The organism is Streptomyces sp. NPDC088194, from assembly GCF_040702025.1.
Lineage (GTDB): Bacteria > Actinomycetota > Actinomycetes > Streptomycetales > Streptomycetaceae > Actinacidiphila.
On sequence record NZ_JBFBIV010000002.1, the window covers coordinates 60052 to 73995 of the forward strand.

Below are 13944 nucleotides of genomic sequence, written 5' to 3' on the forward strand. Positions count from 1 at the left end.
AGTGCGCTCGAATCAAGAGGGGCACTCGGCCGCGGGACCCTCTGTGACCGGATGGCACGCTTGGCCCATGCGTACGTACCTGCCGGCCGCCGCCGCCGGTGCCGTCGTCGTCCTGAGCTGCGCCTGGGCCGTGCCCGCGAGCGCCGACAGCGGGCCGGCGGTGGCCTTCCGGATCAGCGACCCGCGGATCACCGAGTCCAGCGGCCTCGCCGCCAGCCGGCTGCACCCGGGGGTGTACTGGACGCACAACGACAGCGGCGACGGGCCCTACGTCTACGGCGTCGACGCGGCCACCGGGAAGACCGTCGCCACCCTCACCATGCGCGGGGTCCACGCCCGCGACGTGGAGGCGATCTCGCTGGGCCCCGACGGCGACCTGTACGTCGCGGACACCGGCGACAACCTCAACTCCTGGCCCGAGGTGTGGATCTACCGCTTCCCCGAACCGCGCGACCTGACCAGCCGGACCGTCGACGTCACCCGCTTCACCGTCCGGTACGAGGACGGCCCCCGCGACGCCGAGGCGCTGATGGTGCAGCCCACCACCGGCCGGGTCTACCTCGCCAGCAAGAACCAGAAGGGCGGTCACCTCTACGAGGGCCCCGCCGCACTGAGCGCCCGCGGAGTGAACGTCTTCCACCGGATCGGCGATGTCCCCTGGGTGACCGACGGCGCCTTCTCCCCGGACGGCAGCCGCCTGGTGCTGCGCGGGTACCTCTGGTCCGCCGTCTACCGCTGGGCCGACGGCCGGCCGCACAGGATCGACTCCCTCACCGTGCCGATACAGCCCCAGGGCGAGTCCGTCACCTTCACCCGCGACGGACGCTCGCTGCTGTACGGCAGCGAGGGGAAGGACAGCAAGGTGTGGAAGGCGATGCTCGGTGGCGAGGAACTGCCCGACGACGTCGCACAGTCCGCCGGCGCCACCGCGCGGACGGACGCCTCCCCGACCGCGACCGGCTCGCTCGGGGGCAGCCCGTCGCCGCGTCCCACTGCCGGCACCGGCGCCAAGAAGGCCGAGAACTCCGGCGGGAGGACGGTCGGTTTCGTCCTGCTCGCCGTGATCGCCGCCGCCGGGTACGGCCTGCGCAGGCTGGGGCGCCTGCGCCGCAGGCGGGACTGACACTCCGTCATACCTCGTCGGCGTGCCGCCGACGGGGCCGCCCGCCGTGCGGCGGCCCCGGGACGGATCAGCAGGTCACCGCAGCGGTCAGAGCTGCTCGATGACGTAGTCGACGCACGCGGTGAGCGCCTCGACGTCGGACGGCTCGACGGCCGGGAACATCGCGATCCGCAGCTGGTTGCGGCCCAGCTTGCGGTAGGGCTCGGTGTCCACGATGCCGTTGGCCCGCAGCACCTTCGCCACCGCGGCGGCGTCGATGCCGTCCTCGAAGTCGATGGTGCCGACGACCTGGGAACGCTGCGCCGGGTCGGCCACGAACGGCGTCGCGTACGACGCCTTCTCCGCCCAGCCGTACAGCCGCGAGGAGGAGTCGGCAGTGCGCTTGACCGCCCAGTCCAGACCGCCCTGGCCGTTGATCCACTCGAGCTGCTCCTTGAGCAGGAACAGCGTGGACAGCGCGGGGGTGTTGTACGTCTGGTTCTTCAGCGAGTTGTCGATCGCGGTCGGCAGGTCGAAGAACGCGGGGATGTGCCGTCCCGACTCCGCGATCGACGCGGCGCGCTCCAGGGCGGCCGGCGAGAACACCGCCAGCCACAGGCCGCCGTCGGCCGCGAAGGACTTCTGCGGCGCGAAGTAGTACACGTCGGTCTCGGTGATGTCGACCGGCAGGCCGCCCGCACCGGAGGTGGCGTCCACCACGACGAGCGCGTCGTCGTCCGCGCCCGCGACCCGGCGGATCGGCGCCGCGACGCCCGTGGACGTCTCGTTGTGGGTCAGGGCGTACACGTCGACGCCCGCCTCCGCCACCGGCTCCGGGTGGGTGCCCGGCTCGGACTTCACGACCGTCGGGTCCGCCAGCCACGGCGCCTGGAGGGACGCCTTCGCGAACTTCGAGGAGAACTCGCCGAACGACAGGTGCTGCGACTTCGCGCTGATCAGCCCGTGAGTGGCGACGTCCCAGAAGGCGGTGGACCCGCCGTTGCCGAGCACCACTTCGTAGCCTTCAGGGAGCGAGAACAGCGCGCGCACGCCGTCCCGGACCTGCCCGACCAGGTTCTTCACCGGCGCTTGGCGGTGAGAGGTGCCCAGCAGGGACGTCCCGGTGGCGGCCAGCGCGTCGAGCGCCTGCGTCCGCACCTTGGAGGGGCCCGACCCGAACCGTCCGTCGGCGGGCTTGATGTCAGCGGGGATCTCAATATCGGCCACGTCCGCAGCGTAGTCCGTTACGGGCGGGTTGCCGCCGGCGTTCCATCCGATGAGACGGTGCGTCGCCCACCTGTGATAGCGGCGGACGGGGGCGCCGTTACGCCCCGCCGGATCGCCGCGCACACCCGGCGGGCCGCAGCGCGGCAAGCTGGACCCATGACGGTTGCCATGCCCCCCGGGGCCGAGCGGGCACTGCGCGCGGCGGTACGCGGCGAGGTCGCCTGCGACGCCGGTACACGCGCGCTGATGACGATGGACGCGTCCAACTACCGCCGGGTGCCGCTGGCGGTGGTCGCGCCCCGGGACGCCGACGACGTGGCCGCGGCACTGGCGGTGTGCCGCGAACACGGCCTGCCGGTGGTGCCGCGCGGCGGGGGCACCTCCATCGCCGGGCAGGCCACCGGCACCGGCGTCGTGCTGGACTTCACCCGTCACATGAACCGGGTCCTCGCGCTGGACCCCGACGCGGGCACCGCCCGCGTGCAGCCGGGTGTGGTGCTGGACGATCTGCGGGCCGCGGCCGGCCGGCACGGACTCACCTTCGGCCCCGATCCGTCCACCCACAGCCGCTGCACCCTGGGCGGCATGATCGGCAACAACGCCTGCGGGGCGCACTCGGTGGCCTGGGGCACCACCGCCGACAACGTGCGCGCACTGGACGTGCTCACCTACCGGAGCGAGCGGGTCCGGCTCGACGGCGCCCTCACCGCCGACGCGCCGCCCCGGCTGCGCGACGGCCTGCGGACCCTGGCCGACGAGCACCTGGCGCTGCTGCGTACCGGATTCCCGCAACTGCCCCGCCGGATCTCCGGCTACGCCCTCGACCGGCTGCTGCCCGAGCACGGCCGCGACGCGGCCCGGGCCTTCACCGGGAGCGAGGGCACCCTCGGGGTGCTCACCGAGGCGACGGTGCGGCTGGTCCGGGCCCCGGCCGCCCGTGTGCTCGCCGTCCTCGGCTACCCCGACGAGTCCGCCGCCGCGGACGCCGCGCATCTCCTGCTGCCGCACGGCCCGTTGACGGTGGAGGGGATGGCCGCAGACCTGGTCGGGGAGGCCGGCCGGACCCTGCCGCGCGGCGGGGCCTGGCTCTTCGTCGAGGTCGGCGGCGACGACCCGGACGACGCGCTGGCCCACGCGCGGGAGTTGTGCGGCGCGGCCGAGGGCATGACCGGTCATGCCCTGGTGGCCGACCCGGTCCGGCAGCGCTCCCTGTGGCGGATCAGGGAGGACGCCGCCGGCACTGCCACCCGGATGCCCGACGGCACCGAGGCGTGGCCGGGCTGGGAGGACTGCGCGGTGCCTCCGGCCCGACTGGGCGCGTATCTGCGGGACTTCCGCGCCCTGCTGGCCGAACACGGGCTGCGCGGCACGCCCTACGGCCACTTCGGCGACGGCTGCGTCCACGCGCGCATCGACTTCGACCTGGTGGACAAGGCCGGGGTCGTGCGCTTCCGTCGCTTCTCCGAGGCCGCCGCGGACCTGGTCGTCTCGCACGGCGGCTCGCTCTCCGGCGAACACGGCGACGGGCAGGCGCGCGCCGAGTTCCTGCCGAAGATGTACGGCCCGGAGTTGATCGCTCTCTTTGCAGTTTTCAAGGACCTCTGGGACCCCGACGCCGGGATGAATCCGGGGATGCTCGTGCGTCCCGCGACAAGTGTCAGCAATCTGCGGTTCTCGGTGCTACCCCCTTCGAATGACCGGAGGGTCGCCATGGAATTCACGCGAACAGGTGATGGAGATGATTTTCCGGCCGCGGTCCGGCGCTGTGTCGGCGTCGGAAAATGCCGTACGGCGACGCTTCCGGAGGGCGGTTCCGACGTCATGTGCCCGTCATTCCGGGCGACCGGAGAGGAGCGCCACTCCACGCGCGGCCGGGCCCGGCTGCTGCACGAAATGCTCGCCGGCGAGCTGATCGAGGACGGCTGGCGCTCCACGGAAGTGCGCGACGCGCTCGATCTTTGCTTGTCCTGCAAGGGCTGTCGCAGTGACTGCCCGGTCGAAGTCGACATGGCCACGTACAAAGCGGAGTTCCTGCACCGCCACTACCGGGGGCGGCTGAGGCCGCGCTCGCACTACGCGATGGGATGGCTCCCGGTGTGGTTGCGGTGGGCCGCGCCGTTTGCCGGGCCGCTCAATCTCCTTGGCAGGGCGCGGTCAACGAGCTGGCTCGCGAAGCGCCTCGCGGGAGTCGCCGCCGAGCGGAAAATGCCCGAACTCGCGTCCGAGACATTCACTCGATGGTGGCATGGGTCCGACACGGACGGGCTAACCGACGGGCCTCCCGGCGGCCCCGCCGAGCTCCGCGGAGCGGCCGGTACCGTCCGGACCGAGCCCTCCGCGGACACCCGGGTCCCGCCCGCGGGCCCCGCCGTCGTCCTGTGGCCGGACACGTTCACCGACCACCTCGCGCCCGAGGTCGGCCGGGCCGCGGTCCGCGTGCTGCGGGCCGCGGGGCTGCGGGTGCGGATTCCCGACGCGCCGGTCTGCTGCGGCCTGACCTGGGTGTCCACCGGCCAACTCACCCGCGCCAAGGCCGTCATGCGCCGCACCCTCGACCGGCTCGCACCGCTCCTCGACGCCGGTCTGCCGCTGGTCGTCCTCGAACCGAGCTGCGCCGCCGCGCTCCGCGCCGACCTGCCCGAACTCCTCGGCGCCGACGACCCGCGCGCCCACCGCCTCGCCGCGTCCGTGCGCACCTTCGCGGAAGCACTGGAGGAGTACGCGCCGAACTGGGAGCCGCCGCGGCTGGATCGGGCCGTCACCGGCCAGACGCACTGCCACCAGCACGCCGTGCTCGGTGACGCGGCCGACCGCAGGCTGCGCGAGCGGGCCGGACTGACCGGCGCCATGGTCGGCGGCTGCTGCGGTCTGGCCGGCAACTTCGGCTTCGAGGAAGGCCACTACGAGGTCTCGGTGGCCTGCGCGGAGGAAGCGCTGCTGCCCGCGGTCCGGTCGGCCGGCCCCGGCACCGCCGTCCTCGCGGACGGGTTCTCCTGCCGCACCCAGATCGCCCAACTCGCCGGCGTCGAGGCCCGCCACCTCGCGGAACTCCTCGCCGACGCGCTGCCTCCGGAGACCCGTCCCTGACACCCGACCGACCCCTACCCCGACCCCGCCCCCAACAGTGTCCCCAGGGGGCGCGGGTGACTGCGTTCCGGAGACGGGCGGGGCCGAACTTGCCGGTCCCGCCCGCCCCCGGCAGGTCAGTGAGCCACGTCGGGGAAGCCCTCGACGTCCTTGACGCTGCGGGTGCCGGGCCCGATGTAGCGGGCCGAGGGCCGCACCAGCCGGCCGGTGCGCTTCTGCTCCAGGATGTGGGCCGACCAACCGGCCGTGCGGGCGCAGGTGAACATCGAGGTGAACATGTGCGCGGGCACCTCCGCGAAGTCCAGCATGATCGCGGCCCAGAACTCGACGTTCGTGGCCAGCACCCGGTCCGGCCGCCTGGCGTGCAGCTCGGCGAGTGCCGCCTTCTCGAGGGCTTCGGCGACTTCGTAGCGCGGCGCGCCCAACTCGCGGGCGGTGCGCCGAAGCACCCGGGCCCGCGGGTCCTCCGCGCGGTAGACGCGGTGGCCGAAGCCCATCAGCCGCTCGCCCCGGTCCAGCGCGGCCTTCACGTAGCCCTCCGCGTCGCCGGTGCGCTCGATCTCCTCGATCATGCCGAGCACGCGGGACGGCGCCCCGCCGTGCAGCGGCCCGGACATGGCGCCCACCGCACCGGACAGCGCGGCGGCCACGTCGGCGCCGGTCGAGGCGATCACCCGGGCGGTGAACGTCGAGGCGTTCATGCCGTGCTCGGCCGCCGACGTCCAGTACGCGTCCACCGCCGCGACGTGCTTGGGGTCCGGCTCGCCGCGCCAGCGGATCATGAACCGCTCGGTGATCGACTGCGCCTTGTCGATCTCCCGCTGCGGCACCATCGGCAGCCCCTGGCCGCGGGCGGACTGGGCGACGTACGACAGCGCCATCACCGCCGCGCGGGCGAGGTTGTCCCTGGCCGCCTCCGCGTCGATGTCGAGCAGGGGTTTGAGGCCCCACACGGGCGCCAGCATGGCCAGCGCGGACTGCACGTCGACCCGGATGTCACCGGAGTGCACCGGGATCGGGAACGGCTCGGCGGGCGGCAGGCCGGGGTTGAAGCGGCCGTCGACCAGCAGGCCCCACACGTTCCCGAACGAGACGTGGCCGACCAGTTCCTCGATGTCGACCCCGCGGTAGCGCAGCGAGCCGCCTTCCTTGTCCGGTTCTGCGATCTCCGTCTCGAACGCGACGACTCCTTCGAGTCCCGGTACGAAGTCGGACATGGGGCGGCTCCTTCACGATCACGGCTCTGTGCTTGTCTCCCCGTCATGCCCCGTAGCCGGTCAGGTCACCCCGCCGAGCGGGGTTCCGCGGCGGGTGACATCCGGCACACGGGGTCACCATGGGACCGCCCGCGCCGCGGTCCTGCAAGATGTGCGCGTGCACGAACCTCTCCGGCAAGACGACCAGACCGCTCCGCGTCCGGGTGACGACGACCCCGCGGCCATGCGCAAGCAGTACCGCGCGGCAGGGCTCACCGAGGCCGAGCTGGCCGCCGATCCCTACCGGCAGTTCGCCCGGTGGTTCGCCGACGCCGTGCGGGCCGCGGCACGCGGGGAACTCGCGGAGCCCAACGCCATGGTCGTCTCGACGGCCGGACCGGACGGGGCGCCCAGCTCCCGCACGGTGCTGCTCAAGGGCTACGACGAGGGTGGATTCGTCTTCTTCAGCAACCACGGCTCGCGCAAGGGCCGTGAGCTGGCCGCCAACCCGTACGTCTCGCTGCTCTTCCCCTGGCACCCCATTGCCCGCCAGGTGATCGTCAGCGGCACCGCAGTAAGGACCACCGCCCAGGAGACCGAGGCTTACTTCCACAGCCGTCCGCACGGCTCGCAGATCGGTGCCCACGCCAGCCGGCAGTCCTCCGTCGTCGCCTCCCGCGCCAGGTTGGAGGAGAGGTACGCCGAGCTGGCCGGGCGCTGGCCGGAAGGCAGCGAGGTACCGGTGCCGCCGTACTGGGGCGGATACCGGGTACGCGCCCGCGCCGTCGAGTTCTGGCAGGGCCGGGAGAACCGGCTGCACGACCGGCTGCGGTACGTGTCCGGCGCCGACGGCGGGTGGTCCGTGGAGCGCCTGGAACCCTAGGCGCTCAGCACCCCAGCACTCGGCCCCTGACGCCAGGGCGCTCAGGGAGCGAAAAAACGGAACGACCCGCGGGCTGCTCCCCGGAGCCGGATGGCTCCGGGCACCGGCCGGACAAGTCCGACGAGCCCGCGGGTCGGGTGAACTGCGTGGGATTGGCGAGCATCACGCACGCCCAAGTGCGCGGAGCTAGCCCGCAGTCACCTCACGTGTCCGAGTGCAACTCATGCTTCAGACCACCTCCCTTCGTGTGTGCCGCAACAGTAAGAACCTCACGGGGGAAGGCACAAGCCATTTATCCAAACGGCCTGTGACGCGGCCCACACGAGGGTTGAATGTTGTGACGTGCAGCCTTTCGATGCGCAATCCAAGGGTGACGAGCAGCTTCTCGCGGCGCTTCTCGACGGTATGGAGGCGGGCTTGTGCGCCTTCGACCGCAAGGGGGTCGTCACCCACTGGAACGCCGAGGCCACCCGCATTCTCGGCTGGAGCGCGGCGGACGCCATAGGAAGGCGCGGATTCGACGGCTGGGCGGCCCGCGCCCCGGACGCCAGGCAGGCGGAGCAGCGGCTGCTGGCAGCCATGAGCGCGGACGGACGCCGGGTGCACGAGTTCGCGCTGGTCACCAAGGACGGCAGGCGCGTCCTGGTCCGTACCCAGTCGGCGGCCGTCCTGGGGCCCGACGGGCAGCCCAACGGCGTGTACTGCGCCTTCTCCGAGGTCGACGCCCAGATCGACCTGGAACGCTCCGTCGCCCTGAGCGAGTCGCTCTTCGACGACGCTTCCTGGGGCGTGGTGCTCGTCGACGCCGACCTGCGGCCCGCCCAGGTCAACGCCCACGCCGTCCGGATGCTGCGGGCGGGCCGGGAGGGCGTGCTCGGCCGTCCGCTGGGCGACCTGCTCGGCCAGGGCGCGGAGCAACTGGAGAGCACGCTCCAGCACGTGCTCGCGGAGGGCGCGCCGCCCGCCTCCACCGACCTGTGGGTGAGCCTGCGGGGTGACAGTGCCGGCACCCGGCACTGCTGGCGCAGCGGCTTCGTGCGGCTGGGGTCGCCGCTGGGGGAGGAGCCGGTGCCCTTGGGCGTCGGGTGGCTGTTCGCCGACATCACCGAGCAGAAGACCGCCGAGCACGAGAGCGCCCGGGTCCGCTTCCGCTACCAGCAGTTGCATCGCGCGGACCGGGCCGCCGCGGAGTGCGAGGGCGCCCTGGAGGCGGCGGTGCTCCACCTGGACTTCGCGCTCGCCGGGTTCGCCGACCACGCGCTGGTGGACCGCGCCGACGGTGCCGGACGGCTGGTGCGGATCATCGCCACCCCGGAGGGCGAGCCGGGCCCCGGGCGCCCTGCCGAGGGCAATGTCGTCCCCGTCGGCTACCGGCGCGACCACCCCGCCTGCCAGGCCGTCGAACGGCTGGGCACCGTACGCACCAGCTTCGGGGCACCCGACGCCGAGCGGGCCGCGCCCCGGGACCGTACCGACGCGTGGGCCGAGGCCAGGCAGTGGCCGACGGGCACCGTGCACGGGCTGGCCACGGTGCTGCGCAGCAGGGGCCGTACGGTCGGCGCGCTGACGTTTCTGCGGGGCGCCGGGCGCCGGCTGTTCGACCGGGCGGACGCCGCATATGCCGAGGACGTCGCCGCCAGGGTCGCGATGGCGCTGGACCTGGCGGGGGTGGCGGGCCCGGCGGAGCGGCCGGACGTCGCGGCGGACGGGGACCGCGACGGGCCCGGTGGGCGCTGAGCGCGCCGCGAGCCCGGCGCCTCGGTCCGGCGCCGGCGGGCGGGCAGCGCGGCCCGCGCACCGGGCCGGCGGGCCTCAGCGCCGGAAGAAGATCCGGTCGCGGTACTCCTCGAAGACGCGGCCGTTCCACTCGTGGCCGCCGTCCACGTTGCCCGAGCGGATCATCGGGGGGACCGCGCCGCGGGCGGCGAGGTCGGTGGCGGCGGTCGCCATCACGGCCTGCATCAGGGCGCTGGTGACGACGGTGGAGGCCGGCGCGAAGGGCGCGGGAATCCGGTCGTCGGCCAGTTCGGCGTCGCCGACCGGGATCTTGGAGTCCACCACGATGTCGCAGTGGTCCTTCAGGAAAGTGCCGGTCGAGTGCCGGGAACCGGTCTCCCGGGCGTATGCGAGCGAGGTCACACCGATGACGGTCATGCCCAGGGCGCGGGCGTTCTGCGCCATCTCGATCGGCAGGGTGTTGCGGCCGGACAGCGAGATCACGAAGAGCACGTCGCCCGCGCGGGCCGGACTGGTGTCCAGGGCGGCACCTGCCAGCCCCTCGACGCGCTCCAGGGCGCTGCCCAGGGTGGCGGGGACCACATCGACGCCGACGACACCGGGGACGGAGAGTAGGTTGACCAGGGCGAGGCCGCCCGCACGGTACACCACGTCCTGGGCGGGCAGCGAGGAGTGGCCTGCCCCGAAGGCGAAGATCCGGCCGCCCGCGGTGATCGCGTCAGCGACCGCGGCGGCGGCCTGCCGGACGGATTCGCCCTCCTCGTCGCGGGCCCGGCGAAGTAGTGCGATCGCGGCGTCGAAATAGCGCTCGGCCGGTTCCTGGCGGGGGTCGGTCATGCGGATCACCGTGCTGCCAGGCCCTGGCCGGTGTCAAGAAAACCAGCGTGCGGCGGAGCTGTCCGGTCGGCGCGGAGTCCGATGTCCGTGGGATGAGTCAGAATTGTGGCGGGGCCACGCACGAGTAAATGAGGGGCGCGCATGTCCGGACTGATCGACACGACGGAGATGTATCTCCGCACCATTTTGGAGCTGGAGGAGGAAGGTGTGGTTCCGATGCGCGCTCGGATCGCCGAGCGGCTCGACCAGAGCGGGCCCACGGTCTCCCAGACCGTGGCACGCATGGAACGCGACGGGCTGCTGCACGTCGCGGGGGACCGGCACCTGGAACTCACCGACGAGGGGCGCCGCACGGCGACGCGGGTGATGCGCAAGCACCGCATCGCCGAATGCCTGCTGGTCGACGTGATCGGCCTGGAGTGGGAGCAGGTGCACGCCGAGGCGTGCCGCTGGGAGCACGTGATGAGCGAGGCCGTGGAGCGGCGGGTGCTGGAGATCCTGCGGCACCCCACCGAGTCGCCGTACGGCAACCCGATCCCGGGCCTTGAGGAGCTGGGCGAGGCCACGGAGGCGGACCCCTTCCTTGAGGAGGGCATGGTCAGCCTCAGCGAACTCAACCCCGGCAGCGCTGGCGCGAGCGTGGTGGTCCGCAGGATCGGGGAGCCGATCCAGACCGACGCGCAGGTCATGCACACGCTGCGGCGGGCCGGCGTGCAGCCGGGCGCCGTGGTGAGCGTGACGGGTTCGGCGGGCGGCGTCCTGGTCGGCAGCGGCGGCGAGGCCGCCGAGCTGGACCCCGAGATCGCCTCGTACGTCTTCGTCGCCAAGCGGTAGGGCCCGTCACGCACCAGGACGCGCCATCTGTGCGGTGCGCCAGGTGGTGCGTCCGGTGCGCCGCGGGACAAGGCGAGGCCCCGGTGCCGCGTGCGGCACCGGGGCTCTTCCCTCCCCTCGCCCCTCCCCTGCGGTCCCCGAAGGACCCGGGACCCCGAGCTTCCCGAGACCTCCCCGCGACCCGCTTCCCCTGCACGCCGCGTCCCGTTCAAGTCCTCCCCTCGGCCCACACGGCCAATCCTTGAGCGCTGTCACTCGAACGAGCGGTGTTGGGCGCGTGAGCCCCATGTTCGAATAGAAGTTCGATAGCGTTGCCGGTGCAAGGGATCAGCGCGGCGCGGAAGAACCGTGACCGAGCGGCCGGCGGGCGCCCCTCTGCACCCGCCGGTGTCGGACGAGGAGCGGAAGGGGGTGCGGGATGGCCACACGGCATGAGGTCACGGGAGCGGGCGGTCTGCGGCTCGCGGCGTGGGAGTACGGCGGGCCGGTCGCGGCCGGGCCGGGCGCACCCGCGGGTGCGGGCCCGCCGGCCGGTGCGGGTAGGGACAGGGCCGTACGGGCCGACGCGCGCGCGGCGAGCGGCGTGGCTCTGGCCGCCGGGCGCCCGGCGGCGGACGGGTCCGCCGAGCCCCGCCCCGGAATGCTGCTGCTGCACGGCCTGCTCGGCCGCGCCTCGCACTGGGCCGTCACCGCCCGGCGGCTCGCCCCGCACTATCGAGCGCTCGCCCTCGACCAGCGCGGCCACGGCCACAGCGGCAAGCCCGACGGCCCCTACACCCCTGAGGCGTACGTGCGCGACGCCATCGCCGCCATCGAGCAACTCGACCTCGGTCCGGTCACCCTCGTCGGCCACTCGATGGGCGCGCTGACCGCCTGGCAGTGCGCGGCGCGGCGGCCCGACCTCGTGGCGGCCGTCGTCATCTGCGACATGCGCGCCTCGGCCCTGGGGGAGACGGGACAGCGGGAGTGGGCGGAGTGGCTGGCCTCCTGGCCACTGCCCTTCGCCACGCTCGGCGACGTACGCCAGTGGTTCGGCGTCGCCGACCCGTGGGCCGATCCGCCCGACCCGGTTCGCGGCGACTTCTTCGCCGAGGTGATGAGCGAACGGGAGGACGGCTGGCGCCCGATGTACGAACCCGCGCATCTGCTCGGCTCCCGCGACCCCTGGATACGTGACGCCCACTGGGACGAGTTGGCCCGGGTGCACTGCCCGGCGCTCGTCGTCCGCGGGCCGGCCGGCGAGTTGGGCCGCGCCGAGGCGCAGGAGATGGTCCGTGTCCTGCCGCGCGGGCGCTACGCCGAGATAGCCGACGCCGGTCATCTCGCCCCGTGGGACCAACCCGACGCCTGGGTCGAGACGTTGGAGCGTTTCGTCGGTGAGGCCCTCGCCGAACGGGAGGCCGCGGGCTCGGCATGACCCGGTCGGGAGCGCCCAGCCGGTGGGCGGAGACACGCGCCGGCCGGGACGCGGACCGACGTGGCCGCGCGCTCGCCGGGCCGCGTACCGACGACCGGGACGGGCCCGAGCGAGACGGGTGCCCACGCCGTCATCACCCGTACGGCGTCGGCCCGTAGCTGTGTCGCGGCGGTGAGGCTGCTGTGAGGCAGGAGCGGGTGGTTGTGGTGCCTGTGTGTGGCGAATGTGGAGCCGTGCGTGGCTGTCGGGGTGAGGTGCGGGCGGGACGGGGGTTCGGACTGCGCGTAGTCGTTCGGCTGCTGGTAGCTTGCGTGTCCGCTGGGTTCCACATCGCGACATGGGGGAGTGCGGATGCGCTGTCGGAGTCGTTTGAGCCGTCGAAGTCGCAGTCGAAGTCGAAGCCGCCGGGACGGTCAGAGCGGGCCCGGTGCCGCGGGCCTGCGCGGCCGCGCCACGGCGGCCGGATACGCGGGTACGGCGACCGCCGCCGCGGTGGTCGCTGCCGCACTCCTGCTGACCGGGTGCGGGGGCAGCGGTCGCGGCACCGACGCCAGGAAGGAACCGAGCGCAAGCCGGACGGCCACGCTGCCGCCGGCGCCGTCGGTCTCCGCCGCGAGCACCGTCACGCCGAGCGCGACCGGTTCGGCCACCGACACCGCGGAGGGCGGCGACACCGGTGGGGCGTCCACGGACTCCACACAGACCGTCGAGGGCGTCTGGCTCGCCACTGTCGACGGGGTGAAGGTGCAACTCGTGCTCGGCAAGGGCAAGGCCGCCTTGACCAGCGACCACCTGTGCGGCGGCAGTTTCACCGACCGGGACGGCGTCCACCTGACCATGACCTGCATGGACGGCGACAAGGAACGGACCTCCGGACACGGCGTGATGGCCGCGGACGGCAAGACGCTCACCGTGCAGTGGACCGACGGACCCACCGACACGTTCACCCGAACCGGCTTGCCCAGCAGCTGAATAACGCGGCACGCACGGAACAGCGGCGCGCACCGAACAGTGGGCGGACCGCGTCCCGTGGGTGACGTTCCCGAGGGGATGTCCACGTTCGGCAACAAACGGGCGGGGCGTCTGGGACGGGGGCTGCATTCACGGCCCCTGTTTGCTAGCGTCCCGTATGGCGGATGAGGTGTCCGCCACGTTTTCCTACTAACGGGGAGGGACGCACATGGCGGGTATGCAGGGCGCCGATATCGCCCAACTGACTGCACTGGCGGGAAAGTTCGGAACCGAGGCCGGTAACCTCGCGACGCTGATCAACCACCTTCACTCTGCGACCAGCAGCAGTGCGGACTACTGGAAGGGCCCGCGCGCCAACCAGTTCCGCAGCGAGTGGGAGCAGCTGAAGCCGACCTTCGAGAAGTTCGTGTCGACGCTGCACGAGGCCCAGAACTCCGCCAAGACCAACGCGACCAACATCGAGCACGCCACCAGCTGACGCTGGTCCGGTCACGTTCGAGGCCGCGCGGTACCGCAAGGGCCGGGCTTCGGAGCATCGCTCCGACCGCCCGGCCCTTCCGCGTGCCCGGCCACTTCCGTATGCCCGGCCCTTCCACCCGCCCGGCTCTCCACCCGCCCGGGCGCCTGCCCGCCGTGCCCGCGCCTGCCCCAG

General features: G+C 73.1%; 11 protein-coding genes. 8 read left to right on the forward strand and 3 right to left on the reverse strand.

Annotated elements, in window-relative coordinates; genetic code table 11:
* The first annotated feature begins 67 nt into the window (after positions 1 to 67).
* Positions 68 to 1123 carry a hypothetical protein gene (locus tag AB0399_RS01205; RefSeq protein WP_366409846.1) on the forward strand — a complete coding sequence of 352 codons (1056 nt, stop codon included), beginning with the start codon at positions 68 to 70 and terminating at the stop codon, positions 1121 to 1123.
* An 87-nt stretch (positions 1124 to 1210) separates the two neighbouring features.
* Here AB0399_RS01205 and serC read toward each other — a convergent pair whose 3' ends face one another.
* Positions 1211 to 2329 (reverse strand): phosphoserine transaminase, encoded by a 1119-nt coding sequence (gene serC / locus AB0399_RS01210; RefSeq protein WP_366409847.1) that lies wholly within the window; start codon positions 2327 to 2329, stop codon positions 1211 to 1213.
* Positions 2330 to 2485: 156 nt separating this feature from the next.
* On the opposite strand from serC, the gene AB0399_RS01215 reads away from it, so the two are divergent.
* Entirely contained in the window at positions 2486 to 5416 is a 2931-nt protein-coding gene (locus AB0399_RS01215) for an FAD-binding and (Fe-S)-binding domain-containing protein (protein WP_366409848.1), read from the forward strand.
* Between the two features lie 116 nt (positions 5417 to 5532).
* Here the strand turns inward: AB0399_RS01215 and AB0399_RS01220 are convergent, their stop codons facing one another.
* Positions 5533 to 6633: a citrate synthase 2 gene (locus tag AB0399_RS01220; protein ID WP_329368269.1), complete on the reverse strand. Its 1101-nt coding sequence runs from the start codon at positions 6631 to 6633 to the stop codon at positions 5533 to 5535.
* 223 nt (positions 6634 to 6856) lie between these two features.
* On the opposite strand from AB0399_RS01220, the gene pdxH reads away from it, so the two are divergent.
* Together pdxH and AB0399_RS01230 are read left to right on the forward strand one after the other, a co-directional pair.
* Positions 6857 to 7495, forward strand: coding sequence for a pyridoxamine 5'-phosphate oxidase (pdxH, locus tag AB0399_RS01225; protein WP_366409920.1), 639 nt, complete (start codon positions 6857 to 6859; stop codon positions 7493 to 7495).
* A gap of 342 nt (positions 7496 to 7837) precedes the next feature.
* Positions 7838 to 9232 carry a PAS domain-containing protein gene (locus AB0399_RS01230; RefSeq protein ID WP_366409849.1) on the forward strand — a complete coding sequence of 465 codons (1395 nt, stop codon included), beginning with the start codon at positions 7838 to 7840 and terminating at the stop codon, positions 9230 to 9232.
* A gap of 75 nt (positions 9233 to 9307) precedes the next feature.
* Here AB0399_RS01230 and AB0399_RS01235 read toward each other — a convergent pair whose 3' ends face one another.
* On the reverse strand, positions 9308 to 10069 hold the full coding sequence (locus AB0399_RS01235; protein ID WP_366409850.1) for an SIS domain-containing protein: 762 nt from the start codon (positions 10067 to 10069) through the stop codon (positions 9308 to 9310).
* Between the two features lie 141 nt (positions 10070 to 10210).
* Here AB0399_RS01235 and AB0399_RS01240 point away from each other — a divergent pair, with 141 nt between their 5' ends.
* The 4 genes from AB0399_RS01240 (at position 10211) to AB0399_RS01255 (ending at position 13770) form a co-directional block, all read left to right on the forward strand.
* Complete coding sequence (locus tag AB0399_RS01240) at positions 10211 to 10903, forward strand: metal-dependent transcriptional regulator (protein WP_329368274.1); 693 nt, start codon at positions 10211 to 10213, stop codon at positions 10901 to 10903.
* Positions 10904 to 11321: 418 nt separating this feature from the next.
* The gene (locus AB0399_RS01245; protein WP_366409851.1) at positions 11322 to 12320 is read left to right on the forward strand and encodes an alpha/beta hydrolase; all 999 of its coding nucleotides are present in this window, start codon (positions 11322 to 11324) and stop codon (positions 12318 to 12320) included.
* A 369-nt stretch (positions 12321 to 12689) separates the two neighbouring features.
* The gene (locus tag AB0399_RS01250) at positions 12690 to 13292 is read left to right on the forward strand and encodes a hypothetical protein (protein ID WP_329368278.1); all 603 of its coding nucleotides are present in this window, start codon (positions 12690 to 12692) and stop codon (positions 13290 to 13292) included.
* A 208-nt stretch (positions 13293 to 13500) separates the two neighbouring features.
* Positions 13501 to 13770: a WXG100 family type VII secretion target gene (locus AB0399_RS01255; protein ID WP_328465108.1), complete on the forward strand. Its 270-nt coding sequence runs from the start codon at positions 13501 to 13503 to the stop codon at positions 13768 to 13770.
* Positions 13771 to 13944 lie beyond the last annotated feature (174 nt).

Excerpts from the sequence above, each read along its gene's own strand:
- AB0399_RS01205 (WP_366409846.1), top strand. The coding sequence starts at position 68 with ATGCGTACGTACCTGCCGGCCGCCGCCGCCGGTGCCGTCGTCGTCCTG.
- AB0399_RS01215 (WP_366409848.1), top strand. The coding sequence starts at position 2,486 with ATGACGGTTGCCATGCCCCCCGGGGCCGAGCGGGCACTGCGCGCGGCG.
- AB0399_RS01220 (WP_329368269.1), bottom strand. The coding sequence starts at position 6,633 with ATGTCCGACTTCGTACCGGGACTCGAAGGAGTCGTCGCGTTCGAGACG.
- AB0399_RS01235 (WP_366409850.1), bottom strand. The coding sequence starts at position 10,069 with ATGACCGACCCCCGCCAGGAACCGGCCGAGCGCTATTTCGACGCCGCG.
- AB0399_RS01240 (WP_329368274.1), top strand. The coding sequence starts at position 10,211 with ATGTCCGGACTGATCGACACGACGGAGATGTATCTCCGCACCATTTTG.
- AB0399_RS01255 (WP_328465108.1), top strand. The coding sequence starts at position 13,501 with ATGGCGGGTATGCAGGGCGCCGATATCGCCCAACTGACTGCACTGGCG.
- pdxH (WP_366409920.1), top strand. The coding sequence starts at position 6,857 with ATGCGCAAGCAGTACCGCGCGGCAGGGCTCACCGAGGCCGAGCTGGCC.
- AB0399_RS01245 (WP_366409851.1), top strand. The coding sequence starts at position 11,322 with ATGGCCACACGGCATGAGGTCACGGGAGCGGGCGGTCTGCGGCTCGCG.